This is a genomic window from Pseudoduganella sp. GW821-FHT12E03 (genome assembly GCF_058807115.1).
In genome coordinates this window covers 346,988-373,226 of the sequence record NZ_JBXAQJ010000001.1, presented here as the reverse complement: position 1 = coordinate 373,226, position 26,239 = coordinate 346,988, and the positions used below count along the sequence as shown (strand labels likewise).

Annotated in this window: 30 protein-coding genes; 16 read left to right on the top strand and 14 right to left on the bottom strand. The window is 60.3% G+C overall.

Going from position 1 to position 26,239, the window contains the following annotated elements:
* Positions 1 to 122: 122 nt before the first annotated feature.
* The 3 genes from AC1RRC_RS01500 (at position 123) to AC1RRC_RS01490 (ending at position 2,343) form a co-directional block, all read left to right on the top strand.
* Positions 123 to 482: a DUF4870 family protein gene (locus AC1RRC_RS01500; protein WP_493053475.1), complete on the top strand. Its 360-nt coding sequence runs from the start codon at positions 123 to 125 to the stop codon at positions 480 to 482.
* Between the two features lie 76 nt (positions 483 to 558).
* Positions 559 to 1,878 (top strand): DUF2252 domain-containing protein, encoded by a 1,320-nt coding sequence (locus tag AC1RRC_RS01495; protein ID WP_493053474.1) that lies wholly within the window; start codon positions 559 to 561, stop codon positions 1,876 to 1,878.
* A 15-nt stretch (positions 1,879 to 1,893) separates the two neighbouring features.
* Positions 1,894 to 2,343 carry an STY0301 family protein gene (locus AC1RRC_RS01490; protein ID WP_493053473.1) on the top strand — a complete coding sequence of 150 codons (450 nt, stop codon included), beginning with the start codon at positions 1,894 to 1,896 and terminating at the stop codon, positions 2,341 to 2,343.
* Here AC1RRC_RS01490 and AC1RRC_RS01485 read toward each other — a convergent pair whose 3' ends face one another.
* Together AC1RRC_RS01485 and rimO are read right to left on the bottom strand one after the other, a co-directional pair.
* Complete coding sequence (locus tag AC1RRC_RS01485) at positions 2,344 to 3,507, bottom strand: cystathionine beta-lyase (protein ID WP_493053472.1); 1,164 nt, start codon at positions 3,505 to 3,507, stop codon at positions 2,344 to 2,346.
* A 69-nt stretch (positions 3,508 to 3,576) separates the two neighbouring features.
* The gene (gene rimO, locus AC1RRC_RS01480) at positions 3,577 to 4,974 is read right to left on the bottom strand and encodes a 30S ribosomal protein S12 methylthiotransferase RimO (protein WP_493053471.1); all 1,398 of its coding nucleotides are present in this window, start codon (positions 4,972 to 4,974) and stop codon (positions 3,577 to 3,579) included.
* Between the two features lie 121 nt (positions 4,975 to 5,095).
* On the opposite strand from rimO, the gene AC1RRC_RS01475 reads away from it, so the two are divergent.
* The 8 genes from AC1RRC_RS01475 to AC1RRC_RS01440 all read left to right on the top strand — a co-directional run bounded on the left by AC1RRC_RS01475 (position 5,096) and on the right by AC1RRC_RS01440 (position 10,058).
* Positions 5,096 to 5,392, top strand: coding sequence for a substrate-binding domain-containing protein (locus AC1RRC_RS01475; RefSeq protein WP_493053470.1), 297 nt, complete (start codon positions 5,096 to 5,098; stop codon positions 5,390 to 5,392).
* Positions 5,377 to 5,793: a hypothetical protein gene (locus AC1RRC_RS01470; RefSeq protein ID WP_493053469.1), complete on the top strand. Its 417-nt coding sequence runs from the start codon at positions 5,377 to 5,379 to the stop codon at positions 5,791 to 5,793. The genes AC1RRC_RS01475 and AC1RRC_RS01470 overlap by 16 nt, the downstream gene beginning before the upstream one ends.
* A gap of 95 nt (positions 5,794 to 5,888) precedes the next feature.
* Positions 5,889 to 6,587 carry an aquaporin Z gene (gene aqpZ, locus AC1RRC_RS01465; protein WP_493053468.1) on the top strand — a complete coding sequence of 233 codons (699 nt, stop codon included), beginning with the start codon at positions 5,889 to 5,891 and terminating at the stop codon, positions 6,585 to 6,587.
* Positions 6,588 to 6,757: 170 nt separating this feature from the next.
* A complete protein-coding gene (locus AC1RRC_RS01460) occupies positions 6,758 to 7,090 on the top strand; it encodes a hypothetical protein (protein ID WP_493053467.1) in 333 nt (110 codons plus the stop codon).
* A gap of 285 nt (positions 7,091 to 7,375) precedes the next feature.
* Positions 7,376 to 7,969, top strand: coding sequence for a hypothetical protein (locus AC1RRC_RS01455; protein WP_493053466.1), 594 nt, complete (start codon positions 7,376 to 7,378; stop codon positions 7,967 to 7,969).
* Positions 7,970 to 7,979: 10 nt separating this feature from the next.
* Positions 7,980 to 8,330, top strand: a complete 351-nt coding sequence (locus tag AC1RRC_RS01450; RefSeq protein WP_493053465.1) for a hypothetical protein — start codon at positions 7,980 to 7,982, stop codon at positions 8,328 to 8,330.
* An 80-nt stretch (positions 8,331 to 8,410) separates the two neighbouring features.
* On the top strand, positions 8,411 to 8,539 hold the full coding sequence (locus AC1RRC_RS01445) for an RHS repeat-associated core domain-containing protein (protein WP_493053464.1): 129 nt from the start codon (positions 8,411 to 8,413) through the stop codon (positions 8,537 to 8,539).
* Between the two features lie 622 nt (positions 8,540 to 9,161).
* The gene (locus tag AC1RRC_RS01440; protein WP_493053463.1) at positions 9,162 to 10,058 is read left to right on the top strand and encodes a flagellin N-terminal helical domain-containing protein; all 897 of its coding nucleotides are present in this window, start codon (positions 9,162 to 9,164) and stop codon (positions 10,056 to 10,058) included.
* Positions 10,059 to 10,102: 44 nt separating this feature from the next.
* On the opposite strand, the gene phaR is transcribed toward AC1RRC_RS01440, so the two are convergent.
* The gene (phaR, locus tag AC1RRC_RS01435) at positions 10,103 to 10,660 is read right to left on the bottom strand and encodes a polyhydroxyalkanoate synthesis repressor PhaR (RefSeq protein WP_493053462.1); all 558 of its coding nucleotides are present in this window, start codon (positions 10,658 to 10,660) and stop codon (positions 10,103 to 10,105) included.
* Positions 10,661 to 10,841: 181 nt separating this feature from the next.
* Positions 10,842 to 12,578, bottom strand: a complete 1,737-nt coding sequence (phaC, locus tag AC1RRC_RS01430; RefSeq protein WP_493053461.1) for a class I poly(R)-hydroxyalkanoic acid synthase — start codon at positions 12,576 to 12,578, stop codon at positions 10,842 to 10,844.
* A 39-nt stretch (positions 12,579 to 12,617) separates the two neighbouring features.
* On the opposite strand from phaC, the gene AC1RRC_RS01425 reads away from it, so the two are divergent.
* Positions 12,618 to 12,842: a hypothetical protein gene (locus tag AC1RRC_RS01425; RefSeq protein WP_493053460.1), complete on the top strand. Its 225-nt coding sequence runs from the start codon at positions 12,618 to 12,620 to the stop codon at positions 12,840 to 12,842.
* 18 nt (positions 12,843 to 12,860) lie between these two features.
* Here AC1RRC_RS01425 and pgeF read toward each other — a convergent pair whose 3' ends face one another.
* Complete coding sequence (pgeF, locus tag AC1RRC_RS01420; protein ID WP_493053459.1) at positions 12,861 to 13,682, bottom strand: peptidoglycan editing factor PgeF; 822 nt, start codon at positions 13,680 to 13,682, stop codon at positions 12,861 to 12,863.
* Positions 13,660 to 14,769 (bottom strand): RluA family pseudouridine synthase, encoded by a 1,110-nt coding sequence (locus AC1RRC_RS01415; protein WP_493053458.1) that lies wholly within the window; start codon positions 14,767 to 14,769, stop codon positions 13,660 to 13,662. The genes pgeF and AC1RRC_RS01415 overlap by 23 nt, the downstream gene beginning before the upstream one ends.
* Before the next feature lie 65 nt (positions 14,770 to 14,834).
* On the opposite strand from AC1RRC_RS01415, the gene AC1RRC_RS01410 reads away from it, so the two are divergent.
* Positions 14,835 to 15,635, top strand: coding sequence for an outer membrane protein assembly factor BamD (locus AC1RRC_RS01410; RefSeq protein ID WP_493053457.1), 801 nt, complete (start codon positions 14,835 to 14,837; stop codon positions 15,633 to 15,635).
* 62 nt (positions 15,636 to 15,697) lie between these two features.
* On the opposite strand, the gene yaaA is transcribed toward AC1RRC_RS01410, so the two are convergent.
* Positions 15,698 to 16,471, bottom strand: coding sequence for a peroxide stress protein YaaA (gene yaaA / locus AC1RRC_RS01405; protein ID WP_493053456.1), 774 nt, complete (start codon positions 16,469 to 16,471; stop codon positions 15,698 to 15,700).
* A 33-nt stretch (positions 16,472 to 16,504) separates the two neighbouring features.
* Here yaaA and AC1RRC_RS01400 point away from each other — a divergent pair, with 33 nt between their 5' ends.
* The 3 genes from AC1RRC_RS01400 (at position 16,505) to AC1RRC_RS01390 (ending at position 19,303) form a co-directional block, all read left to right on the top strand.
* Complete coding sequence (locus AC1RRC_RS01400) at positions 16,505 to 16,966, top strand: putative toxin-antitoxin system toxin component, PIN family (protein ID WP_493053455.1); 462 nt, start codon at positions 16,505 to 16,507, stop codon at positions 16,964 to 16,966.
* A gap of 79 nt (positions 16,967 to 17,045) precedes the next feature.
* Positions 17,046 to 18,257 (top strand): pyridoxal phosphate-dependent aminotransferase, encoded by a 1,212-nt coding sequence (locus AC1RRC_RS01395; RefSeq protein WP_493053454.1) that lies wholly within the window; start codon positions 17,046 to 17,048, stop codon positions 18,255 to 18,257.
* Positions 18,258 to 18,301: 44 nt separating this feature from the next.
* Entirely contained in the window at positions 18,302 to 19,303 is a 1,002-nt protein-coding gene (locus AC1RRC_RS01390; RefSeq protein WP_493053453.1) for an HD-GYP domain-containing protein, read from the top strand.
* A 49-nt stretch (positions 19,304 to 19,352) separates the two neighbouring features.
* Here the strand turns inward: AC1RRC_RS01390 and AC1RRC_RS01385 are convergent, their stop codons facing one another.
* The 7 genes from AC1RRC_RS01385 to pilM are packed head-to-tail and all read right to left on the bottom strand — an operon-like array spanning position 19,353 to position 26,239.
* Entirely contained in the window at positions 19,353 to 20,717 is a 1,365-nt protein-coding gene (locus tag AC1RRC_RS01385; protein WP_493053452.1) for a tetratricopeptide repeat protein, read from the bottom strand.
* Between the two features lie 10 nt (positions 20,718 to 20,727).
* Entirely contained in the window at positions 20,728 to 21,624 is an 897-nt protein-coding gene (locus AC1RRC_RS01380) for an ExeA family protein (protein WP_493053451.1), read from the bottom strand.
* A 19-nt stretch (positions 21,625 to 21,643) separates the two neighbouring features.
* On the bottom strand, positions 21,644 to 23,455 hold the full coding sequence (gene mshL, locus AC1RRC_RS01375) for a pilus (MSHA type) biogenesis protein MshL (protein WP_493053450.1): 1,812 nt from the start codon (positions 23,453 to 23,455) through the stop codon (positions 21,644 to 21,646).
* Between the two features lie 21 nt (positions 23,456 to 23,476).
* Positions 23,477 to 23,818: an MSHA biogenesis protein MshK gene (locus tag AC1RRC_RS01370; protein WP_493053449.1), complete on the bottom strand. Its 342-nt coding sequence runs from the start codon at positions 23,816 to 23,818 to the stop codon at positions 23,477 to 23,479.
* Positions 23,819 to 23,835: 17 nt separating this feature from the next.
* The gene (locus tag AC1RRC_RS01365) at positions 23,836 to 24,621 is read right to left on the bottom strand and encodes a type II secretion system protein M (protein ID WP_493053448.1); all 786 of its coding nucleotides are present in this window, start codon (positions 24,619 to 24,621) and stop codon (positions 23,836 to 23,838) included.
* Positions 24,618 to 25,301: an MSHA biogenesis protein MshA gene (locus AC1RRC_RS01360; protein ID WP_493053447.1), complete on the bottom strand. Its 684-nt coding sequence runs from the start codon at positions 25,299 to 25,301 to the stop codon at positions 24,618 to 24,620. Before AC1RRC_RS01360 ends, AC1RRC_RS01365 begins: the two co-directional genes overlap by 4 nt.
* Positions 25,298 to 26,239 (bottom strand): pilus assembly protein PilM, encoded by a 942-nt coding sequence (gene pilM, locus AC1RRC_RS01355; protein ID WP_493053446.1) that lies wholly within the window; start codon positions 26,237 to 26,239, stop codon positions 25,298 to 25,300. Before pilM ends, AC1RRC_RS01360 begins: the two co-directional genes overlap by 4 nt.

Here is a 26,239-nt window from a genome sequence, read left to right as displayed (position 1 = left end):
TGTTGTTTTTATGGCTGACTCAACTGCAATGCCCAGGACAACTTCATTGGAAACACAAGCAAACTAAAGGAAATATTGCTAAAATTGACATATCGAATTGCTTCGCACTATGGGAGATGGAAATGGCTTCGAATCTAGTCCTGGACAGCCAGGTGGCGTCCGAGAAAAACACCGCATGGTGGCTGTATATCGTCCACGCGGTGAGCTTTGTGCTTTCACTGGGCTTGTTTTCCTTCATTCCGTTGATCGTCAATTATGTGAAACGCCCTGAAACCGCGGGCACCTTTGTGCACAGCCATCACAGCTGGCAAATCCGCTCGTTCTGGTGGTATCTGATCTGGATGTTTATTGGCGGCGCGCTGTGGCTGACCATCATCGGCATTCCACTGGCCTTCCTGGTCTGGGGCGGCGCTTGGCTGTGGAAGGCGTACCGCTTGATCAAAGGCCTGGTGGACTTGAATGAAAACCGCCCGATGCCATGAAGCTTGATCGAAGATAATATTTCCAGTTGGAAATTGCATACGCTGGCACCAGTGCATCACCGGAGGAGAAGTGAACATGGTCAATCCCGTCCCGAGTTTTGTGGCCAGGTCGCGTCCCAGCTGGGTAGCTGGCCAACTGTATGCGCATCATCATCAATTTGCCGCGCATAACCGTGCCGACCTGAAAGTCCGCATGGAAAAAATGGCCAACGCCTCGTCGGCGTTTCCATTTTTCCGCGCCACGGCCCATTTGTTTTACCTGGACATGGCAACCCACCCGTCGGCATTCACGACGGAACAAACCGGCTATACCTGGCTGACCGGCGACGCCCACATCGGCAACTTTGGCGCCCGCCGCGACAGCACCGGCACCGCCGTATTCGGCATCGCGGATTTCGATGAAGGCTATCTCGGCCAATACCTGTGGGACTTGCGCCGCCTGGCCGCCAGCATGGTGTTGCTGGGCCGCCAAAACCATCTGACCGATGGCGGCATCACCAGCGCGATCCAGGCGCTGGCCGGCGCTTATGAAGACCGCATGGCGGCGTTCCGGGGCAATTCCAGTGAACTGCGCTTCCGCCTGACCGAGGACAACACCAGTGGCGTCGTCCAGGACACGATCCGCCGCGCCGCACAGGCGGACAGTACGCGCCTGCTGGATAAATATACCGAACGCAGCGAAGGGGGCTTGCGGCACTTTGTGGCCGCCCACGAAGACCTGGCGCCGGTGGCCAGCGGCACGCGCGGCGCCCTGCTGGCGGCAATGGACAATTACGCGGCATCGATCCCGCCCGCGGTCCGCCAGGGTCCCGCGTTCTACAACGTGCTCGATGTGCGCCAGCGGCTGGGCGCCGGCATGGGCAGCCTTGGCAAAATGCGCTGGTACCTGCTGTTGCAAGGCAATGACGACCAGGTGCTGCTGGAAGTCAAGCAGGCGATGCCCAGCGCTGTCCGTGGCGCGGGCGGACCGATGATGCCGCCGGAAACCTATGGCGGCCACGAGGGCTGCCGCCAGGCCCGTACCCAGCGCGCGCACCAGGTGCATCCGGACCCGATGAATGGCTGGACCATGGTCGAAGGCATGCATTGCTACGTGCACGAAAAGCACGGCAGCGAACGCGACTTCGATCCGCAGGATTTATCCACGGCCGGCAAGCTGGAAACCGCGGCGCGCTATCTTGGCATGGGACTGGCTTCGGCCCATGCGCTGGCCGATCAGGATTTCGACAATGACGTGTGCCGGTACAGCATCGACAAGCACATTACGGAATTACTTGGAAGCAGTAGCAGTTTCCAGCAGGAACTAGTATCCTTTGCTTACGGCTACTCTGTGCAAGTGGAGCTGGACTGGCAGGCATTCCGCGATGCCAGGCGGGCGGGAACAGCACTCTATTGAAGGACGGAGGGCACCATGGGTACCTCATTCAACATCACCTTATTGACCGCATTGACCACCCTGGCGCTCAGCCAGCCTGCCAGCGCCGCCGGGGCGGATGAGATCATTTGCCCCGCCACCATTCTGGCCTCGACCGCCGTCACCACGGCCGAGGGATGGGAACCGGTCGGCGGCGCCGCTGAATTCCGGCTGGCGCAAACCCAACTCTACATGGGCAATCCGGCCGATGACCGCCGCCTGCAACCGGAAGAGCATGCCGGCGACGACCCGCGCTGGCGCCTGCCTGACAGTAAAAACGGCGAAGCGTGGGTGGGATGCACCTACAGCAACACCACCGTGGTGCTGGCGCGCAAGCTCGATCCACGCCTGACGCAATGTGTGGTGAAACGGGAAACCGTGGAACGCCAAGGCAAAGGCACGGACAGCAACCCGATGGAATTGCAGCCCACCATCACCTGCAATTAATCACATCTTCCCGAGCGCCTGCGCGATATCGGCAATCAAGTCGTCAGGCTCTTCCAGCCCGATATTAAACCGCACCAGCACGCCGCCATGCTGCCACTGGCGGCGCATGGCCTGGATACGGTATGGCACCGCCAGGCTGTTGGCGCCGCCCCAGCTGTAACCGATGCCGAACAGTTTCAGCTCATCGACAAAGCGGTCGGTCTGCTGTTCCGTATAGCGGGGATCGAACAGCACGGAAAACAAGCCGCCGGCGCCGGTGAAATCGCGTTTCCACGTAGCGTGGCCCGGGCAATCCTCGAATGCCGGATGCAGTACGCGGTTGATTTCCGGCCGTGTTTTCAGCCAGGCAGCCACTTTGCGCGCGCCCCGGTCATGCGCTTCGAAGCGCAGCTTCATCGTGGGCAAGCCGCGCAACACCAGGTAAGTATCGTCAGCGCCCACCCCCATCCCCAGCCGCATGTGCGCCATGGCGATGCGGTCCTGGATGGCCCGGTCGCGGGTAATCACCGCCCCCATCAGCACATCGGAACCACCCGACTGGTATTTGGTCAGCGCCTGCATGACGATGTCGACACCCATGTCGAACGCGCGCAGCGCCAGCCCGGCCGACCAGGTGTTATCGAGCGCCACCAGCGCGCCTTTGGCATGGGCCGCCGCGCAAATCGCCGGCAAATCCGGTACTTCCATCGACACGGAACCGGGCGCCTCAGTCCAGATGAGTTTGGTGTTCGGCTGGATCAGTTCGGCAATACCCGCCCCCACCAGCGGATCGTAATAGCGCGCCGTGACCCCGAAGTCCGCCAGCCACCGCCCGAGTTCGCGGTTCGGGTTATAGACGTTCTCGGGCAACAGCACGTCGTCGCCGCTTTTCAGCAGCGCGAAATCAACCATGGCGATCGCCGCCAGGCCACTCGGCGCCAGCAGGCAATACAAGCCCCCTTCCAGGTCCGCCAGCCGCGCTTCCAGCGTGAACGTGGTCGGCGTGCCGTGCAAACCGTAGGTGTACGCGTTCTTTTCCTTCCACTCGCCCGAACGCAGCGCCGCCACATTCTTGAACAGCACGGTCGACGCATGATGGATCGGTGTCGGGAAGGCATCGAAGCCCGACGGGGCTTCATAGTCGGTGTGGATCAGGGACGTTTGCAGGGATTTTTTGTCGGTCATGGCTCAGAATCAAAAAAGGCGGAAACGCTGATGCGGTTCCGCCTTGATTTTACTGCGATTTAAGCAAGCTTATGCTTCGCCCCACAGATCATGTGCGTCCGCGCGGGTAATTTCCACATCCACGAACTGGCCGACCACCAGTTTCTTGTGCGGCTCGAACGGTTTCTTCACGTAGACAATGCCGTCGATTTCCGGCGCGTCCGCGGCGGAACGGCCCTTGGCGCCGCTCGGCGTCAATTCATCGATCAGCACGCGCACGGTCTTGCCGACCTTGGCCTGCAGGCGCTTGCGGGAAATCTCTTCCTGCAGCAGCATCACGCGGCCACGGCGCTCTTCGCGCACTTCTTCCGGCACCGGATTGGCCAGCTCATTGGCGGTGGCGCCTTCCACCGGCGAATAGGCGAAGCAGCCGAGGCGGTCGATTTGCGCTTCCTTGAGGAAGTCCAGCAGGTATTCGAATTCCGCTTCGGTCTCGCCCGGGAAGCCGGCGATGAAGGTCGAACGGATCGTCAAGTCCGGGTTCATCGCGCGCCAGGCCTGGATGCGGTCCAGGTTTTTCTCGCCGCTGGCCGGACGCTTCATGCGTTTCAAGACATCCGGGTGCGCGTGCTGCAGCGGGATATCCAGGTACGGCAACAGGTTTTCACCCATGAACGGGATCACCTGGTCCACGTGCGGGTAAGGATAAACATAGTGCATGCGCACCCAGGCGCCATACTGCTTGGCCAGTTGCGACAGCGCTTCGGCCAGTTGCGTCATATGGGTCTTGATCGGGCGGCCGTTCCAGAAACCGGAGCGGAATTTCACGTCCACGCCGTAAGCCGACGTATCCTGCGAAATCACCAGCAATTCCTTGACGCCCGACTTGAACAGGTTTTCCGCTTCCAGCATCAGTTCCGCGATCGGACGCGACACCAGGTCGCCGCGCATCGACGGGATGATGCAGAAACTGCAGCGATGGTTGCAGCCTTCGGAAATCTTCAGGTACGCATAGTGTTTCGGCGTCAGCTTGACGCCCTGCGGCGGCAGCAAGTCAATGAACGGCTCGTGCGGTTTCGGCAAGTGGTGGTGGACTTCCTGCATCACTTCGCCCAGCGCGTGTGGACCGGTCACGGCCAGCACTTTCGGGTGGATCGATTTGATCAGGTCATTGCCGTCGCCATCTTTCTTCGCGCCCAGGCAACCGGTCACAATGACTTTACCGTTTTCCGCCAGGGCTTCGCCAATGGCGTCCAGCGATTCCTGCACGGCCGCGTCGATGAAGCCGCAGGTATTGACGATCACCAGGTCGGCGCCGTCATAGGATTTGGCGGTCTCGTAACCCTCGGCGCGCAGCTGGGTCAGGATCTGTTCGGAATCGACCAGCGCTTTCGGGCAACCGAGCGAAACGAATCCGACTTTCGGCGCCGCGCCGGTTGGGGTGACGGCAGCCTGTTTGTCCTTGGTAATGCGGGAAATTTCGTGCATGGGGAATCACTATCGAAAATTTGGAGCGAATCGGCCATTATAGCGTATTCAGGCGCATTCCCCTCCGTGCTTCATGGTTACCCCGTGTTACCATGACGTTTCGTCAAGAAAAGGAGTGCGTGTGGCAACACTGAACGATGTCACGCAATTGGCAGGCGCAGGATTGCCGCGCCTGCACCGGGCCGGCGTGCGGGTGCCGGAACAGGTATCGATCGCCGGTTACGACGATGACTATTCCACCGCGTTCACGGCACCGACGCTGACCACCATCCATACCCCGATCAAGGAAATGGCGCAACGCGCGGCGCGCCGGCTGTTGAACCAGCGCCATGGGACGATTCTTGCGATTTGCCGGGAGTTTTCCGTCGAAGCGATGGAGCGCGAATCCGTGGCGCGGTTGAAATGCTTCGAATCGTGAGCGACCGGTCTCGGAGACTTCAATACCGCCTCGCTTGTCTTGGCCCGATCAAACCATTGCGATGCATCGCGTTTGCACTGGCGATTTACGGTTTCCTGACTTTCATTAATCCCTTCAACGACGACTTCGATGCAGCCGCATGGGCACGACCTGTCTCCAGGGACCGCTTTGACACCTGTTTTCGAGGCGGCATGGCGGAAGACCTTCAAAAGCGCTGGCTGCGCCGGGGCATGTCCATTCCCGAGGTGGAGCGTCTCCTCGGCAAACCGGACACTCGCGAGCGCGCAATCGAATATCGTTACACGCTGGGCATGTGCAACAGCGTCATTGACTACGACATGCTACACATCTACTTCGATGCGCAGGGGCAGTTACTGCGTACAGAGATACTCGAACACTAAGCCATGTAACTGACAATCATTGCATTTCGTAAAACTTATGTGTTATATAACCAAAGCAGTATATTTTTGGTTAAGTAACTATTTCGAAAGAGTCAATGATGAGCAATGTCAAAAAATGGTCAGCCGAATTCCTCGGCACGTTCTGGCTGACGCTGGGTGGCTGCGGCAGTGCCGTACTGGCGGCGGGTTTTCCCAACGTCGGCATCGGCCTGCTGGGGGTGTCGCTGGCGTTCGGCCTGACGGTGCTGACCGGCGCCTATGCGCTGGGTCCGATTTCCGGCGGCCACTTCAATCCCGCCGTCTCGATCGGCCTGGTGGTCGGTAAACGTTTTTCCGCCGCTGAACTGCCTGGCTATATCATTTCCCAGGTCCTGGGCGCAATCGCGGCGGCCGCCGTGCTGTTCCTGATCGTCTCCGGCAAAGCCGGCTTCACCGGCGTCGGCGGTTTCGCCTCGAACGGCTATGGCGCCAATTCGCCCGGCGGCTTCAGCATGGTGTCGGTACTGGTGTGCGAAGTCGTCATGACGGCCATCTTCCTGATCGTGATCCTCGGCGCCACCGCCAAGCGTGCCGCCGGCGGCTTTGGCGGCATGGCGATCGGCTTGTGCCTGACCCTGATCCACCTGGTGTCGATCCCGGTCTCGAACACCTCCGTCAACCCGGCCCGCAGCACCGGCCCCGCGCTGTTCGCGCAGACCGGCGCGCTGGGTGAATTGTGGCTGTTCTGGGTCGCGCCAATTGTCGGTGCGGTGCTGGGCGCGGTGATTTACAACACGCTGCTCGATCAGGAGTAACGGTCAATGGCTGCCCGGCCACGTGCATTCGGGCCGGGCAGCCAGCGCCATCCTGGTTTTTCATCCATCACCACTTCTCATCGCCTTCCTTCCGACCACGCGCGTAATCGAGTTCGTTATTGCGCCAGTGCTGAAAATCCGGCCCGGTCAGTGCAGGGTTCGAGATCGGTATGCAGGCATTAAATAACTATAGTAATGATTGCGATGTATTAGATATTCATAACTATGATTGGGCGGATGTAGGTGTATCTGCGGCGGTGGGTGCGTTAGCACCAGGAATGTTGGCTGTGGGAAAAACAGCCTGGAAGTCAGGCAATGCGATTAAAGAACTTTCATCTCAGGCGACAAATACCGCTAATCTGGCCGCCAAGATTGCGAATCGTATAGCTACTCACCAGAGCAGCATTAAAGGTGTTGTGGCAGCACAAGGTGCTTTCCAAGCGGCCAAGGCGGTCGGTAAAGCTGCAAATGGTGAAGCGGATTCATGTGGATGCAAGCGATAACATGCAGAGAATCCATATTTATATTATTGGTATCACCTTGCTAGGCTTGATGTATGCCCCTGCAAAGAATGCAGTCTCTGATGAGATGCTTTTTTTGCTGATTACAATTATTTATCTTGTGATTCTTAAGTTTGTCGCCGAAAAATTTGGAAAGTCATAGACCGTATTGCAGAGTGATCCAATTGGGTGCAGCGGGCCACGATCCCATCGTAAGCGTACAGCCACACCATCTGTGATTCCGCCGTGGATTATCCGATACTTCGATTTTTTTGATCGGAGACCGGAATGACAAGGCTCGGCGCACCACAGGAGAAGCGCTTCCATCTGACCTATGCCTACGTCTACGGCGACTCCGGTGCCGCCACCGGCCACATGACGGCAATGACGTATCCGAGCGGAACCCGTATCGACATAACTTACGACAGCGCTGGTCAGCCAGGTGATGTCACGTTGACCTATCCGGGCACGACTGGCCCCTTACCGCTGCTCAAGGAGATTGCCTATCAACCGTTTGGTGCCGCTTATCGGTGGACATGGGGCAACAGTACCGACGCGAATCAGAATGTTTATGAGCGCGGCTATGACGTACAAGGACGGCTGGCCACCTTCCCTCTGGGACATCCGCAACAGGGCGGCGTGGTGCGCACCTTACATTACGACGAGGTCAGCCGCATCACTTCGGCAACCCATACAGGCGGCGCCAACGCTGCAGTACTGGACCAGCGCTACGATTACGGCACAGGAACCTCAGTCAGGCGGGAATGTGGGCAGCAGAATGACAACCAAAGTAGCGCGCAGCGCTGTATGGAAAGGTATGGTGCAGGCGGCTTATTGGGACTAGGAGACGCACAAATGATTCCGCCCTCTCCCAGGAAATGAAAGGGACTATATGAAGATCAACTTTGCCTTCGTATCCTTGCTTTTTTTGATGTTGGTGGGATGTGGAGAAAATCCAGCGGCATGGCCGAGCGTACCTTTCGACAAGGCGAAGTGGACTACGACAGCAGATGAAAAAAGATTCGTTTTCGCTCGCGATTTGATTGAGCAGAAGCGTCTCCATGGCATGAGCAAATCTGAAGTCATTGATGCCTTGGGATCACCATCTTTCACCGATAGTCAAGCACTTTATGTAACTTATGTCCTCAAAGTTAGCTCTGGCAACCTATACATCTTAGATGTACGTTTTAAGCAGGACGACAAAGTTTTAGTCGTTGATGAGGTGTTTGTTCGTACCGATTGAGTAGCCGATAGTTGCAATGAAGAGCCTTACCATATTCATTACAACTACTTCCGGGATTATGATCCGCAGACGGGCGGTATGTGCAGAATGATCCGATTGGGTTGGCGGGTGGCATTAACACCTACACCTATGTTGAGGGGAATCCAGTCAATGCCATTGATCCGATGGGACTGTTCAATCCGATGAAACCTACCTGCCGAGAAGGTTGAGCATTCGTGGGAAATATTGAAGGAGGTCGGTACAATTTTTTAGGAGCCTTCGATGGTAAAAGCTACGCATTTCATCAATGTGACTTGGGACCTCACGCTTGTCATTGGGGCTATCTTAGTCTTAGCCGTCGCGCTATTCCGACTTGTGAGATGGATTGTTAGGGGTGGGAGCATCTACACCGGTATCAAGCAGGCACTGGGTATTATTTTTCGAAATTTGCCTTAAAAGGAGGCTTCGAAATGCCGGGTGCCACGACCCACTTCATTCCTCAGGGCGAGGCAATTCCTCCTGGATTGGCCGGGGCACTTGGGAAATTTGGGCCATGATGACGGTAACGAAGGGAGGGCGTGTGTTGGTCATCCCATTGTCGGTTGTCGGTGCGGCAGCCACCGGAAGCATTGGCGCATGTTCCTACAAGTCACACATGCGGAATTCCGCGTTCGATGCAGTTGTAAGACAGGTCATGGCAGGAAAAGAGCGGCCACATCTTTTTGCTCGACTATAGCTTGGAACGCCTGAAAATCCGCGACTGATGCGAAAATGCGTCAGGGCGCAAGCGTGGCCTGTAGTACAATTATCCCAAGTCAAGATTTTCCTAAGGGAAAAAGTACCTTGCTCAGCATGCACACAAACCACGCCTCGCTTGCCGCAATCAACGCGGCCGGCCGCTCGCAGCGTTCGCTGAGCGTGTCGAATGAGCGACTCGCGACCGGTTACCGGATCAATTCAGGCCAGGACGATGCCGCCGGCCTGCAAATCGCCACGCGCCTGCATGCCCAGAATACCGGCATGAAAATTGCGATGCGCAACACCCAGAACAGTATTTCCAAGCTCCAGACCATGGATTCCATGCTGGAAAGCTTAAACCGTTCCATGTTCCGCATGCAGGAATTGGCCACCCAGGCGGCCGATGGCAGCTATACCGACGCCGACCGCGCCGCCATGCAACTCGAATACGATGAACTGGGCCTGCAAAACGAACGCCTGGTGAAGGAAGACTTGCTGTACGGTGATAATGGACTGCTGGCCGGCAAAGCCGCCAACGACTTCATCACCCGCTTCCAGTTTGGCGCCACGGCCGAGGAAAGCACGGAATACGAGTTTGAAACGCTGTACAACAATGCGCTGGATGCGACCCGCAACACGTCCGGCATCAATGTGCCCTACCAGGTGGTTTTGCCGGGCAATATCATTGAAACCCGCGTGACCGATACCGGCGCTGAATTGCTCAGCTCGGGTGGAGCGAACGCCGTGATGGGCCGCATTAACACGGCGATCAACCTGGTGGCGAAATCCCGCTCGGAAGTCGGCGCGCTGATCAACCGCCTCGACCACACCTTCAATAACCTGCAAACCGCCGTGGAAAATGGCATGGTGTCGGAAAGCCGCTATATGGATGCGGATTTCGCCGATGAAACCGCGAATGCCACCGTGCAATTGATGCTGCTGCAATCGAGTACCGCGATGATGCGCAGGAGTAATGTGACACCGGCGCTGGTGATTTCACTGCTCCAATAAAAAAAACCGGGTGGCGACCCGGTTTTTTTACATCCTGCTTCAGCTTATTTCTTGTCGGTTGGCGGCACCACCGGCGCCATGAACGGGAAGGCGCCGAACAGCGATTTGCTCTGGTTTTGCATTTGCTCCTGCATTTGCACGAACAAGGATTTGCTCTGGTCGATGTAATTGTTCATCATGCCTTGCATGATCGGCCCCTGCACATTCATAAACTGGGACCACATTTCCGGGCTGAAGGGTTTGCCATCGAGCGTGGCGCTGGTGAATTTGCGCTGGATATCGGTGAACGCTTCGACATTCTTTTCCAGGTAGGAGCCCATCATCCCCTGCATGGCGTGGCCATAATAACGGATGATTTGCGCCAGCACACTGGTGGAAAACATCGGCACGCCACTGGCTTCTTCTTCGAGGATGATTTGCAGCAAGATGCTGCGGGTCAGGTCTTCGTTGGATTTGGCGTCGACCACCGTGAATTCTTCATTGTCGAGCACAAGCTGTTTCACATCGGTCAGCGTGATGTAGGAACTGGTTTGCGTGTCGTATAAACGGCGATTCGGGTATTTCTTGATCAAGCGTTCCGCGTTTTTTTTAGCACTACTCATCACAAGTTCCATTTTTTGCGCCGCAGCGCGCGCACGGTTATTTTCAAAAAAAAAGCGGACCAAGGTCCGCTTTTTTACGTTTGCCTCTTGCGCCTATTATAGAGTGAAAAAAACACAGTGGGCATAGGTTTTCGCGAAGCAATACGAGAGGGATCGCATTGCAACAGCTGAGATCGAAAGATCAGTCGGCGCGGGCTTTCACATAACGGCCCGGCGCTGCTTCAATCGGCAAGTATTTCTTACTACCATGCATTTTCGGCGCCGGCACATCCTTGCCGCCGTGTTCCGCCAGGAACGCGGCCCACTGCGGCCACCAGCTGCCTTTGTGCTCGGTGGCGCCGTCAAACCACGCTTGCGCGTCCGGGCGCTGGGCGCCTTTCTTTGGCGCGGCATCGTTGGTCCAGTAGCTGCGCTTGTTTTTCGAGGCCGGATTGATGACCCCAGCGATATGGCCCGACGCGCCCAGGATGAAGCGGTTGTTTTTCGGCTTGTTCGGATTCAGGATGTCATTCGAACCATATGCGGCCGCCCACGGCACGATATGGTCTTCACGCGACGCATAAATGAAGGCCGGCGCATCGATGGCCGACAGGTCGACTTTCTCGCCCGCCACCGTCAATTTACCGGGATGCTTCAAATTGTTTTCCAGGTACGTGTTGCGCAGGTACCAGCAAAACATCGGGCCCGGCAAATTCGTGGCGTCCGCATTCCAGTACAGCAAGTCGAACGGTGGCGGTTCATTGCCCTTCAAGTAATTCGACTGCACGTAATTCCAGACCAGGTCATTCGGACGCAGGCTCGAGAACGTGGTCGCCAGGTCGCGGCCCGGCATCAGTCCGCCGGCCTTCAGGGCCTGCTCACGCAACGCCACCTGGGTTTCGTCGACAAACACGCTCAGCACGCCGGTATCGCTGAAATCCAGGAACGTGGTCAGCAACGTGACGCTGGAAGCCGGATGCTCGCCGCGCGCCGCCATCACGGCCAGCGACGTGCTCAGCAGGGTGCCGCCGACGCAGAAGCCCAGCATGTTCAACTTGTCCTGGCCGGAGATTTCCCGCACCAGTTGCGTGGCGTTAATGACGCCGCGCTCGACATAATCGTCCCACGTGGTTTTCGCCATCGACTGGTCCGGATTACGCCAGGACACCAGAAACACGGTATTGCCCTGCTCGACCGCATAGCGCACCACCGAATTTTCCGGCTGCAAGTCGAGGATGTAAAACTTGTTGATGCAGGGCGGCACCAGCAGCAGCGGACGCTCGCGCACGGTTTCCGTGGTCGGCGTGTACTGGATCAGCTGGAACAAGTCATTTTCATACACCACTTGGCCCGGCGTATTGGCCAGGTTTTTACCCACTTCAAAGGCCGATTCATCGGACAGCGAAATGTGGCCCTTGTTCATGTCGGCCAGCATATTGGCCAGGCCCTTGGTCAGGCTTTCGCCCTTGGTTTCCACCAGCTTTTGCTGGGCTTCCGGATTCGTGGCAAGGAAATTGGCCGGCGACATGGCATCGACAACTTGCTGGACCGCAAATCGGATCCGCTGTTGTTGTTGCGGCGCGGCATCGATGGATTCCGCCATCGCGGTGAGGAATTTCGCATTCAGCAGGTATGATGCCGCATTGAATGCCGTCACCGGATTGCTTTGCCAGGCTGCCGACGAAAAACGGCGGTCGGATACTTCCGGAGATTTGCCTCCGATAAAGTCCTGCCACAGCGTGGAAAACTGGGCAATGTAGTCGTTTTTCAGTTGCTCGATCACTTCAGGCTTGATGGCGGCGCCCGCGTCGCGCAGGACCGCCGTCACTGGGTGCGACTGCACTTCGGGCACCATGTTGAACCAGGATTGCCACTGATTGGGGTCGCTGAACTGCGACATCCAGGCGTTGGCAAAGGCTTGAGGATCAGGCAATTTCATGTTTAAGTCCAATCTGATAAGTTTTAACCGGGACTGCTTATGCTGCTGATTGCTGTTGCTTGGATCTACGTGGTCGCGCTGATGGCGCTGACCGAACCTACTGTCGTTGCGGGCATTATGACGTTTTTAATGTACTGTGTCTTGCCATTAGGAATACTTATTTATATAACGGGCGGAGGAAGAAGACGGCGCCGCAAGGCTGCCATGATACAGGAAAATGTTGCGTCGCAACATACAACAGAACAGGGAAAATCGCCGGACTGAGCCGGCGACTGACAAGGATTAACGCGCAGCTTTGATCCAGATCAAACTGGCCTGCCGCCCAGTGACGCCATCGCGGCGGTAGGAGTAAAAGCGCCCGGAATTTGACACGGTGCAATATTCCCCGCCAGAAATTTTCGTCACGCCGGCCGCATTCAGCAGGCAACGCGCCAGTTGATAGATGTTGGCCAAGTATTTGCCCGGTTTGGCGGCGATGGGACGGAACGCGCCGCGCAGGGTTTTTTCCATGTCGGCATCGGCTGCGCGCGCCACAAACGCTTGCAGTACCTCCTCCCCCACTTCGAATTTCGCGGGCCCGATCGCCACGCCCAGCCACGCCATCACTTCGCCGGCGCCATCATCGCGCATGGTTTGCACGGTCTGCTCCAGCACCCCGCTCGCCAGCCCGCGCCAGCCCGCGTGCGCCGCGCCGACCATGGTGCCGGCCGTATTGCAGAACAGCACCGGCAGGCAATCGGCGGTCATGACCGTGCACACGGCGCCGGGGCGGCGCGCCACGGCGGCATCGGCTTCCGGCACTTCGCCGGGACGGACCCGGTCGACCTTGGCCACCGCGACGCCATGCACCTGGTTCATCCAGACTGGCTCTTCCGGCAACACCGCCGTCAGCGCGCTGCGGTTGGCCGCCACGTGGTGTGGTGCATCGCCGACATGGGTGCCCAGGTTGAGGCCACCACCGCCCTGCCCGTCGTCATACGGCGCGGGACTGGCGCCGCCGCGGCGCATCGTCATCAACGCGCAGACGCTGGCCGGCAGGTCCGGCCAGTCGGCCGGCGCCCAGCCAGGGCCGGTCATGCCGTCACATGCGGATGATTTCAACATCGTGTTCGTCGTCTTCATCGTCGTCATCGTCCACGCCGAAGTCGTAGTCGTACGCAACTTCCTCATCTTCCGCGCCCACATCGGACAGGCCCGGGTTTTCAATGCCGCAGGTTTCCAGCAATTCAGCGAAGTCGTCCGACAGCGGCACGCGCCATTCGACGGCTTCGCCGGTGGCCGGGTGGATCAGGCCCAGGCGGCGCGCCTGCAGCGCCTGGCGTGGGAAGAAGTGCGTCAAATGCGCCTTGCCATAGACCTGGTCGCCAATCAGCGGGAAGCCCACGTGCGCCATGTGCACGCGGATCTGGTGGGTGCGACCGGTTTCAAGACGGCACTGCACCAGGCTGACCGGACGGTCTTCCAGCTTGCCCGATTCGATCCGCTCGTAGCGCGTGATGGCCGGTTTCGAGCCCATCGCGTTCGACACCGCCATTTTCACGCGGTCGCGCGGATGGCGGCCCATCGACAGGTTGATGGTGCACGTGGTTTGCGGCGTGCCCCACACCAGGCACCAGTATTCCCGCTTGACGGTGCGCGCCTGCAACTGGCGCACCAACTCGGTTTGCGCCGCCAGGGTCTTGCCGACCACCATCAGGCCGGAGGTATCCTTGTCCAGGCGGTGCACGATGCCGGCGCGCGGCACGCCGCGCAGTTGCGGGCAATGTTCCAGCAAGCCATTGAGCAAGGTCCCGGACCAGTTGCCGGAACCGGGGTGCACGACCAGGCCGGCCGGCTTGTTCACGACGATCAAATGGTCGTCTTCGAACACGATATTGAGCTCCATGGCTTCCGCCTTGAAGGCTTCCGATTCCTGGTCGGGTTGCGGCAGGATCACGACTTTTTCATCGCCGTACACGGTGGCGCGGGTCTTGGTTTTCTTGCCGTCCACCGTGACAAAGCCTTCCTCGATCCACATTTGCAGGCGGCCGCGCGAAAACTGCGGCACCAGTTTCGAGATCACCTTGTCCAGGCGTTCGCCGCAGACATCCGGCGCCAGCTGCAGCTCGATGGGCGCCAGCGGATCACCGGCCTCTTCATCAGGCAGGAAGTCATCGGTGTCGGCGTCAAATTCGTTATTGTTTAAAGTCACAGCATTCCCATCGGCTATAATCAGCCAGTTGTATCAAATTTGGTTAAACGTTCTTGCGAAACAACATGCAAAAAAAATTATCGGTAATTGCAGCAACGGTAGTACTGCTTGGCTTATCCGCGTGTAGTTTGCTGCCGGAAAAGGCAGATGAGACCAAAGGCTGGTCCGCGACGAAATTATACTCGGAGGCCATGGAGGAATTGAACGGCGGTCATTATGAGCGCGCTGTCCAATTGTTCGAAAGGCTGGAATCGAGCTACCCGTTCGGTACCTACGCCCAGCAGGCGCAAATGAATATCGCCTACGCGCAGTATAAAGCACAAGACCAGGCTCAGGCACTGGCCGCTGTCGAACGTTTCATCAAGCTGCACCCGAACCACGCCAACGTCGACTACATGTATTACCTGCGGGGCCTGATCAATTTCAACGATCAGATCAGCTTCCTGAACTTTATTTACGAGCAGGATCCGACCGAGCGCGACCCGAAAGCCACGCGCGAAGCGTTTGCCGCGTTCAAGGCGCTGGTGGAAAAGTACCCGAACAGCCAGTACACGCCGGACGCGCTGGACCGCATGAAATACCTGATCAATGCGATGGCGTCGTACGAAGTGCACGTGGCGCGTTATTACTACCGCCGCGGCGCCTACCTGGCCGCCATCAACCGCGCCCAAGGCGTGGTGGCTGATTACCGCGATTCGCCCTCGATCGAAGAAGCGCTGTTCATCATGATCCGCGGCTACGACAAGATGGGCAACAAGCAATTGCACGACGACGCCATGCGGGTCTTCAAGCAGAATTATCCTGAAAGCAAGTTCCTCAAGGGCGACGCGGCCAAGGACAAAGCCTGGTGGAAGTTCTGGAGCTGATCGCCGCCTGCAGCCTTGCCTGATGCATGCAACGGACCGGTTTTCACCGGTCCGTTTGTCGTTCAGGCATCGGCCAGCTTACGGCGGAACAGCCATTTGCGGTCATCGGACGCTTCCGGCACGAAGGCGTAGCCATCGGTATCGAAGGCCTTGAGTTTCTGCGGATCGTTGATGTGGTTGACGGCGGCGTAGCGGGCCAGCAAGCCGCGCGCACGTTTCGCATAAAACGAAATGATCTTGTATTTGCCGTTTTTCCAGTCTTCAAACACGGGCGTGATCACCGGCACGTTCAATTTCGCCTTGCGCACCGATTTAAAGTATTCCTCGGACGCCAGGTTGACCAGCACCCTGGCGCCCTGCTCATCCGCACTGCGGTTCAGCGCGTCGGTGATGGTGTCGCCCCAGAACGCATAGAGATCCTTGCCGCGAGGATTGGACAGGCGGGTGCCCATTTCCAGGCGGTGCGGGTGGATCACATCGAGCGGGCGCAGCATGCCGTACAGGCCGGACAGGATGCGCACGCGCGACTGCGTGTAATCGAGCTGCTTCGGCGTCAGGGTGCGGGCGGCCAGGCCGTCATACACGTCGCCATTAAAGGTCATGACGGCGGGACGGGCTTCCGACGTGTCGGTGCTCCATGACGCATAGCGCGCCACGTTCAGGGCCGACAAGGCGTCGGAAATGTCCATCAGTTCGCCGATTTCGGCCGGCGCGAATTCGCGCAGGCGGCTAATCAATTGCGAAGAGTGGTCGAGGAACTGGGGTTCGGTGCGCAGGCGGGTGGTCGGAGGGGTGTCCAGGTCCAGGCTCTTTGCGGGCGACAGTACTATCAGCATACAATCCAAAAAACTTACTTAAAAACAAGCGACATGATAACCGATACACCGCTGCCCCCCAAACGCCTGGTACTCGATACCAATGTCTGCCTCGATTTATTCGTGTTCAAGGATCCGCGCCGGGCGGAATTGCTGGCCGCGCTGGAGTCCGGCGCGGTGGAAGCCATCACCCGCGCCGATTGCCGCGAAGAATACCTGGTGGTGCTGCATTACCCCCATTTGCCGCTGACCGACGACACCCGCCCCGCTTGCGCGGCCCGTTTCGACGCCCTGATCAAAGTCGTGGCGCCGCCGGTGTCCGGCATCCGACTGCCGGTGTGCAGCGACCGCGACGACCAGAAATTCCTGGAACTGGCGCGCGATGCCGGCGCCCACACCTTGATCACCAAAGACAAGGCCCTGTTGAAACTCGGGCGCAAACTGGTCAAAGCCGGCATGTTCCAGGTGATCCAGCCCGACGCCTGGCGCCTTGACGCCGAGGCTCTGGAAAAATAGGCATAAGAGCAACACTTCCTTGCGGGGCGGCGGGTCTGGTGCGTTAAAATAAGCTTCACGCATCTTTCACCACAGATCAATGAACAGCCGCCAAACTCCCCCGGTTTCCGCCCAAGCCGCCGCGCAAATTGCCGCCGGCGCCCCTGCCCTGACGAGCCGCCTGCCGGCCGTCGGCACCACGGTGTTTACCCGCATGTCGGCGCTGGCGCAGGAACATGGCGCGGTCAACCTGGGCCAGGGCTTCCCGGACTTCGCGTGCGCCCCGCAACTGACCGACATGGTGTCGGACGCCATGCGCGCCGGCTTCAACCAATACCCCATGATGAGCGGCGCGCCGGTGCTGCGCCACGCCATCGCCAGCAAGGTCGCGGCCATCTATGGCTGCCAGTACCACCCCGACACGGAAATCACCGTCACCTGCGGCGCCACCCAGGCCCTGACCACCGCCATCCTGTGCGCGGTCCACCCGGGCGACGAAGTCATCGTGATCGAACCCGCGTACGATTCGTACCAGCCCGCCATCGAACTGGCCGGCGGCGTGCCGGTCAGGGTTTCGATGACGCTGGGCGAACAGGGGTATGCCGTGCCATGGGACCAGGTGCAGGCCGCCGTGACGGCAAACACCCGCATGATCCTGATTAACACGCCGCACAATCCCACCGGCGCCGTGCTGCGCGAGCCGGACATGCGGGCGCTGGCCGATATCGTGCGTGGCACGAACGTGCTGATTTTGTCGGATGAAGTGTATGAACACATGGTGTACGACGGCGCCCGCCATGAATCCGTGAGCCGCCACCCGGAACTGGCCGCGCGCGCCTTCGTGGTCTCCAGCTTCGGCAAAACGTATCACGTGACGGGCTGGAAAATCGGCTATGTGGCCGCGCCCGCCGCGCTGATGGTGGAGTTCCGCAAGGTGCACCAGTACAACGTGTTCTCCGTGAATACGCCGATGCAGCACGGGATCGCCTCCTATATGGCCGATCCGGCGCCATACCTGGAGCTGCCGGCGTTTTACCAGCGCAAGCGTGACCTTTTCCGCAACGGTTTACAGGGCAGCCGCTTCACCTTATTGCCGGCGGACGGGACTTATTTCCAGTGCGTGCGTTATGATGGGATATCGGACATGCGCGAAGCAACATTCGCCGAATGGCTGACTACGGAAGTCAAAGTGGCCGCTATCCCCGTGTCCGCGTTTTACCGGCAAGGCACGGAATCGGGCATCGTCCGGTTCTGTTTTGCTAAAAAAGATGACACGCTGGCCCTCGCACTCGAACGGCTGGCGCGCATATAAAAAGCGCCCGTGATCCACGAGGCGCCCGGTGGTTGGGGATGATCATGAATCAGTATGTCAGTAGCCTGAAAGACCTTGTCATGGGCGATGCCCCCGCGCCGCACACTGCGGCGCCTTCCGTGCTGCATGAATTGAATGCGGCGAACCGCCGGCTGGAAAAACTGCTGGCGGATTTGCGCAGTGAGCGCAACGCGGAAAGCGAATTACGCGCCATCGCGCGCGACGTGATCCGCGCCGTCGAACTCAATCCCGATATCGCACTGGCCTGCATCTTCCTGAACCAGATCAACGGCACGTACGCGGTGCGTCACTGCATCGAGACCGCGATTGTCGCCATCGTGGTGGCGCAAGGCTTGCGCAAGACCGAAGGCGAGATGCTGACCATCACCGCCGCGTCGCTGACGATGAATGTCGGCATGCTGCGCTACCAGAACACCTTCCATAAATCGTCGGCGCTGACCAGCGAAGAAATGTCGATCGTGCGCCGCCACCCGCTGGAAAGCGTGGATCTGCTGCGCGACGCGGGCGTCAGTGATGAAGACTGGATCGCATGCGTGCTGCAGCACCACGAAAACGATGACGGCAGCGGTTATCCGGTGGGTTGCTCCGGTGTGGAAATCCAGCAAAATGCCCGCCTGATCAGCCTGGCGGACCGCTATTGCGCCCAGGTCTCGGCCCGCAATTACCGCTGCTCCGTGTTGCCGGACAAAGCCCTGGCCAGCATGATCGATGATGAAACCAAGTTTGGCGACAAGGCGCTGTGCACGCAATTTTCCAACCGCCTGGGCAAGTTCCCGCCCGGGACGCTGGTGCGGCTGCAAAATGCGGAAATCGGCGTGGTCACGCTGCGCAACGGCAATGGCGAAGTGCAGGTGCAATGCCTGCGCGACGCGGCCGGCAAGCCGCTGCGCGACGCGTCGGGCATCATCCAGGTGTTGCGCAAGTCCGATGAACCGGAATGCGCGATCAGCGAAGCGCTGAGCGAAGACCAGGCCGACGTGCGCTTTTCAATGAAACAGATCTGGGGCGAGCAGGCAAGCTTGTAACGACCGGGCCGCATCATCAAATGCATCCCGGGGTAAACCACCTTGCCCGCTATCGCGGCATTTGCGCCAGCTTGCGCTCCACAAACGACGCCAGCTCCGGCGACAAGCTGCCACTGGCCTTGGCGCGGTGGTAGGCGTCCACCGCTTCGGCATGGCGCTTGTCGGCCTGCAGCGAAATCCCCATCCCCATCCACCACACGCCGTTTTGCGGCATCAGGCGCAGCGCAGCCTGGTACTGTTCCACGGCTTCCTTGTGGCGCTGGCCTTTTTGCAAGGCGCCAGCCAGGAACGCCAGGTAATCCGGGTTGTTGCCCGCGTAGGGCAGCGTGCGCGTCAGGGTTTCCACCGCCGGTCCGCCCCGCTCGATTTGCAGGCGCGCCAGCAGCATGGCCATCTGCTGCTGCTTCGGATCAAGTCCCAGCCCCAGTTGCAGGTGGCGCATCGCTTCATCATGGCGGCGCGCCTCGAGCAGCAAACCCACCAGCGCCTGGCGCGCCGCGTCATGGCGCGGATAAGCGAACACCGCCTGTTCCAGGTTGGACAACGCTTCCTGCACCCGCCCTTCCTGCAAGGCCGCCAGCGCGCGCTTGTAGGCATTTTCGCCCTGCTGCTGCGATGTCACGGTGACGCCGGAAACTTCGGCTTCTCGCGCCGGCGCGGCTTTGGCGGCCACGCGCGGCTGGCTGCGCGCGGTAGTCGAGGCTTTCGCCGTTGCAGCCGATGGCGCCGCCAACGTTGCAGCGCCGCTTTCCGCACCGTTATCGGCGCCCTTATCAACGGCCCTGTCAGCGGCCTTCCCTGCGCCTTTCCCGCCACTCTTGTCCGTACCCGCATGGGCTGCCGCCAGCGCCTTCGCATCGGCCCGCGCTTCGCTGGCCTTGCGTTTGGCTTCAGCCAGTTGTTTGGCCAGGTCGGCCTGCTGGCCAGCTGTCAATGCCTGCCCCGGCTTCTGTTCCGGCGCCGTTTCCTGCCTGCGGCGCGCTTCGATCCGTTCGGCCCGGGCAGCGCGGCTTGCCTGCTGCGCCGCGCTCACGGAATCCGCCGCGGCGTCCACTGGCGCCGATGCTCCCGCCGATACCGAGGCCGGCGTGTTTGCCAGCGCCGGTGCCGGCGACGACCCAGCCCGCTGTGCCGCAGCCGCAGCGGAAGCGCCATTGCCAAGCGCCGCCGGCGTCGCCACCACGCTGGCGGGTTCAAGCACCTTGGGCGGCTTGAAGGCCGGCTTGCGCATCTCGGTCCAGCCATACCATCCAGCCAGCGCCAGCGCGACCAGCGCCACACCGGTACGCACCGCCAGCATGGCCGGCGTGCGCGCACCCGGCGCCGTCACCGAACGCACCGATTCGCCGCCGGCTTTGGTCCCGGCGCCCCCCCGCGCATCGAGGTCTTGCAGCATCTTGTTAATCAGACTCATAGACCGCCGTTCACTTCACAAGCGCCCACGCCAGGCCGCCGCCCGCCGCCAGCAATCCAGCGGCAAGCGCCGCAATCCACGGCCAGCGCGCGCCGCGCCGTCCGCCCACGGTATCTGACGCCGCGGCCTGCACATGCTGCTTGTCCACTTGCTGGCGTCCTTCGCCATAGGCCAGCATCAGCGACTTGTGCGCAATGATGTTGACCAAGCGCGGAATACCGCCGGTCGCCGCGAACAGCTTGCGCACCGCCGCCACTGAAAACAGGCGGCCGCCCCCATAACCCGCCACCCGCAGGCGGTGCGCCAGGTAGTAATCAAGGTCGTCGCGCGACAAGGCGCCCAGGTGGTAGTGGAACGTGATGCGTTGCGCCAGTTGCCGGATCACCGGGCTTTCCAGGTGCGCGTTCAATTCCGGCTGGCCAAACAAGACGATTTGCAGCAGCTTGCGCTTTTCCGTTTCCAGGTTGGTCAGCAGGCGCAGCGCTTCCAGGCTTTCAATCGGGATCGCCTGCGCTTCATCCAGGCACAGCAGCACCTGCTTGCCCTGCGCCGCCAGCTCCAGCAGGCGGAAGGTGATCGACTTCAGCATCTGGTGCTGGTCGACGTCGCGCGCCAGGGTCAGTTCCAGTTCATCGGCCAGCGCCAGCATCAGGGTGCGCGGTTCGAGGTAAGGATTCGGGATATACGCGGTGACGAATTCCTCGCCCAGGGTGGACAGGAACTTACGGCACAGCAGGGTCTTGCCGGTGCCGACTTCGCCGGTAATCTTGATAAAGCCTTCGCCGGTGCGCGCCGCCACCAGCAGGGTATTCAACGCTTCCTGCGAGTGCGGGCTGGTGAAGAAATAGCTGGTGTCCGGCGTAATGGAAAACGGGACTTCACGCAAGCCAAAATGGGATTCGTACATGAGTGCAGCCTATTGCCTGTTAGTTGCGGGCGCCGTTGCCATTGCCGGCGCCATTGCGCGTGCGCCCCGGCGCCAGCTGCTCGATGCGGCGCGCCGCATCTTCCGCATCCTGGCTCCAGGCGCCCGGGCCATCGACGATGGTCGGCTTGATCAGCACCACCAGTTCGCGCTTTTGGGTTTGCTGGTCGGTGTTGCGGAACAGGTTGCCCAGCACCGGTACCCGGTCCGCTCCCGGCACCTGCGACGCGTCATTCGTGGTGGATTGGCGCATCAGGCCGCCAATGGCCACGATCTGGCCATCCTGGCCACGCACCATGCTGTCCATTTCCGACGTGCTGGACGCCGCCAGCGGCAGGTTCAGCGAGCCGGCGCTGCCCAGGTTGACGGTCTTGTTGACGGTGGTGACCTGGCTGACCGACGGGTGCACGTGCAGCATGATGCCGCCTTCATCATCGATTTGCGGTGTCACGTCCAGCACCACGCCGGAAAAGAATGGTTGCAGGGTCACGTTCGGGCTGGTGGTGTTGCCGGACGCCGAGTTGTTGGTGGTGGTGGACACCCCCGTCACATAGAATTCGTCGGTGCCGATCTTCAGCACGGCTTTCTGGTTGTTGATGGCGGTAATGCGCGGGCTGGACAGCACGTGCACCGAGCCTTGCGACTCCAGGAACGAAATCATGGCGGCGAAATTACTGGTCTGGAACGCCAGGCCAAACAGCGAACCGGCATTGGCCGCCGCATTGGCAATATTAAAGCCGGTGCTGGCGGCAATACCCGCCCCGCCGCCGCTGGTCATGGTGGGCGGCTGGCCGCCGGCGAACGGCAGTGGCGCCAGCGACGTGCCCGGCGCCAGGAAGCCGGCGGACGCGCGGTTGTCATGACCGGTCTTGAACGACGCGAACGAGGCCCAGTTGATGCCGGTCTGGAAGCCCGTGTTCAATTGCACTTCGAGGATTTTCGCTTCCAGGATCACTTGCCGCTCCACCGCCAGGCGGGTGGCTTTCAGGTACTGGTCCACCGAGCGCAACTGGTCCGGCATGGCGCGCACCACGATCACGCCCGATTGCGGCGAGATCACCACACTGCGCCCCTCGCCCTGCCCGCCCACCAGCGCTTCCAGCGCGGCTTTCAAATCTTTCCAGAAGTCCGACTCCATCGACGTCGTGACATTGCTGGCGTCCATTCCCTGCTGGCCTTGCTGACCCTGCTGGCCGGGTTGATTATTCTGTTGCTGCGGCTGGTTCTGCCCCCCGCCGCCACCAGTGCTGCCGCCACCGGACGTTTGCGCGCCAACCGAGCCCACTGACGTGGACGACACGCGCACGTTCGACGAGCCCTTGCGGGTCGCGGTTAGGTAATTGACCTTGAACATGCGGGTCTGCATCGTCAGCGGACGGATGTAAATGCGCGTCCCTTCGACCTTGTAGTCATAACCATACAATTCGCGGATCGCGTCGAGCGCTTCCAGCAACGTCACATCCTTCAGGTGCGCCGTGATGTTGCCGGTGACTTCCGGGTGGATCAGCATGTTGTAGCGGGTGCCCGCCACGATGGAATTGAAGAATTGCTGGACCGGCACATTGTTGAACGAGACATTGAAGCGCTCGTCGAGCACCGGACGCGCTTTCGGCAATTGTGACGCCAGCGTGGGCAACGGCGGCAGCAGCGCCGCTTCCACCGCGTCCGGCGCAGCGGTGGCGGGCGCCTTGGCGGTGGCGTTGCGCATTTCCTTGCCGATCGCGTCATACGTGTCGCGCGTGGAAGGCGCCTGGCAACCGGCCAGCGCCAGCAGGGTGCCCAGCGCGCAGGCGGCCATCGTCAGTTTTTGCATGTTCGTATCGTTTCGCATTGTTTATTTTCCCGCCGCCTTGCCGGCGTTGGCGGGGAACAGGCGCAGGGTTTCTTTATGTTTACCACGGCGCAGCACCACGGTGTTTTCGCCGACACTGTCCACCACCGCATCGCCGATTTTAGCGCCGGTGCGCACCACTTCGCCATTGATGACGGCAACCCGGCGCCCGCCCGCTTCGCGCGAGACCAGGATCGATTGCAATTGCAGCGGCGCGGGCTCTGACGGATCCGCGACCACAACGCCGGCCGGGGCCGACAAGACGGCGGGCGGTTGCGTCGGATCGCCCAGCGATTGCGCCCACGCGCCACCGGCAGCCAGCGAGGCGGCCAGGACAAGGCTCATCAAGTGTGGCACTCGCATCACAAAGCTATCCATTTCTGATCCAGGCTCAGCGTATATAAAGTCAGCGACAACGTGGCTTTCGGGTATTGCTGGGCGTTCAAGGTGGCCTTGCCCCAGAACAGCTGTTCCGGCATGGCTTCCAGCGCCTGCATGTACGCCACCATATCCAGGTAGCTGCCTTCCACCACGATTTGCACGCCGTGGCGGTACAACAGTTCTTCCTTGACGACCGGCTTGGCCGCGGCCGTTGCCTGTCCGGCAGGCTGGCCCGCCTGCGGCGCGGGATTGGCGGGCTGCGGCGTCATTTGCTGCACCAGCGACATGCCTTGCGCCGCCGGCGCGGCGGCCGCCACCGGTTCCGGTTCGGCAAATTTGCCATCGCTCATGCCACGCGCCGGCAATGTTTTCAGCGATACCAGCCGCAAGCGGCTGTTGCCCAGCAATTGCTGCAGCAAGGCGCCCATCCGTTCCGGCGCCACCAAGCCTTTTTGCATGGTCCGCAGCGTTTCGCGCATGCGCTGGTTGTCCTGCGTCAGCTGCGCCAGGCGCTGCTTGGCATCCTTGTCCGGGTCGGTCGCCGCCGCCAATTCGCGCTGCACCACTTCCAGGCTCAGCGTGCCGATGGCGGTGCGCTGCTCCATGATCTGGCGCTGCAATGCTTTTTCACGCGCCAGCGCCGGCTCGATCATCAGCGTATTAATGACGAACACGATCCCGGCCAGCACCGCGCCGCCCACCATCAAGCGCTCGCGCATGCTGATCGCGTCGAATTTCGCCGACCATTGTTTCCAGCGCTGTTTCATTTCGCCTCCGCCGTGCCGGGTGCGCCACGGGTCTGATGCGCCTGCAAACTGAACTCCACAAAGACCGGCGCGGCCGGTGCGCCGCCAGATGCGGCCGGTGCGACAGGCGCCGCGCCGACTGCCGGCGCCGGCTGGCCGCCCTGGTTCATTTCCAGCTGGCCGAACGCTTTACCTTTCAAGACAGGTTCGCGCGCCAGCCCGTTCAGGTAGCCGGGCAACAGCCCCGCCTGCAAGGTACGGCCCTGCAAGCCGATTTCATTGCCCGCGCCAACGATTTGCACCCCGGTCAGCCACAGTCCCTGGACGCGCGAGCGGGCAAAAGCGCTGAAGTAGGCGGAATAGCCGCGCGTATTGCCCAGCTCGCCTTTTTCCAGGATGGCCGATACTTCCTGCAGGGCGCGCTGATCGTATTCCGCCTGCGCCAGCAATTCCGCCACTTGCGGATTCTTTTGCGCCGGCGCCTTGTTGCCCGACTCTTTCTGCTGCCGCTCCACCTGGTCCATCTGGCGCTGCACTTTGGCCGCCTCGGCCTGCAAAAACGCCACCCGCTGTTTGACCATCATGGCAAACGCCAGCGCGCCCATCAGGGTGACGATGGCCAGCGCGGCCAGCGCATTCAGGGTCACATAGTTGACCTTCTTGCGGAAGCGCGGGTTAAACAGGTTGATTTGCTGGCTCACGCGGCGCCCTCCTCACGCAATGCCGCGCCCAGTGTCATGAAATAGCGCGCTTGCTGCGCCGGATCTTTCAGTTCCGGCACTTTCTCGAGGTCGAGCACGGCGTCGAGGTCCAGCATCTCGACCGGCAGGTACAGGTTGCTCTTCAAATAGCTGAACAGGTTGCTGCCGCCGGTCGGCGCCAGCACCAGCTTGGACACCGCGACAAAATGGAACTGGCGCTCGAAGTGGTCCAGCGACCGCTGCAATTCCAGTGTGATGCGGTCATAGTGCTGCTGCTTCTTATCGTCGTCATCACCCAGCAACTGGGTCAGCGTGACGTCCATCCGGCGCGCCAGATACAGTTCGCCGCCAAACGAGACCGTCAGCAGACCGCCGTCGAGATCGAACGACAGCACGGCGACGCCCCGCCCTTCCGGCTCCAGCATGGCCGAGATATTGCGCTGGGCCATTTCCGGGATATCGATCGCGGACAGGCGTACTTTCCCCGCGGAGAACAAGTTCTGGTGAGGCTCGATGGTGGAATTGCGCGCCGCCACCGCAAACACTTGCTTGTTGTGGGCCGGCGCATTTTTCGCGGGCGGAATGTGCACCACATCGACGGTGGCTTCCGCGACCGGGAAATCGATCATATCCTTCAAGCGCCACGTCACCGCGGTCTTCAATTCGTCCGCCGGCACGTTCGGCGCTTCGATCATCAGCAACTGGTATTCGCCCAAGCCGAGCAGGCTGGAACAGTGGTACTGGTCGGTCTGCATATCCTTGTGCACCCGCGCCAGGATCGGGCCCGCGAGCTGTTTTTCACCGGGATAAAACAGGGCCGCCAGAACGGCGGGTTTCGCATCGCGGCGGCGCTGGACCACGGCAGCCAGCACACCGTCCGCATACAGCGCAACAGCCAGCCAGCCATCTTTCTTTTTAGTTTTTGTCCAAAAACCCAT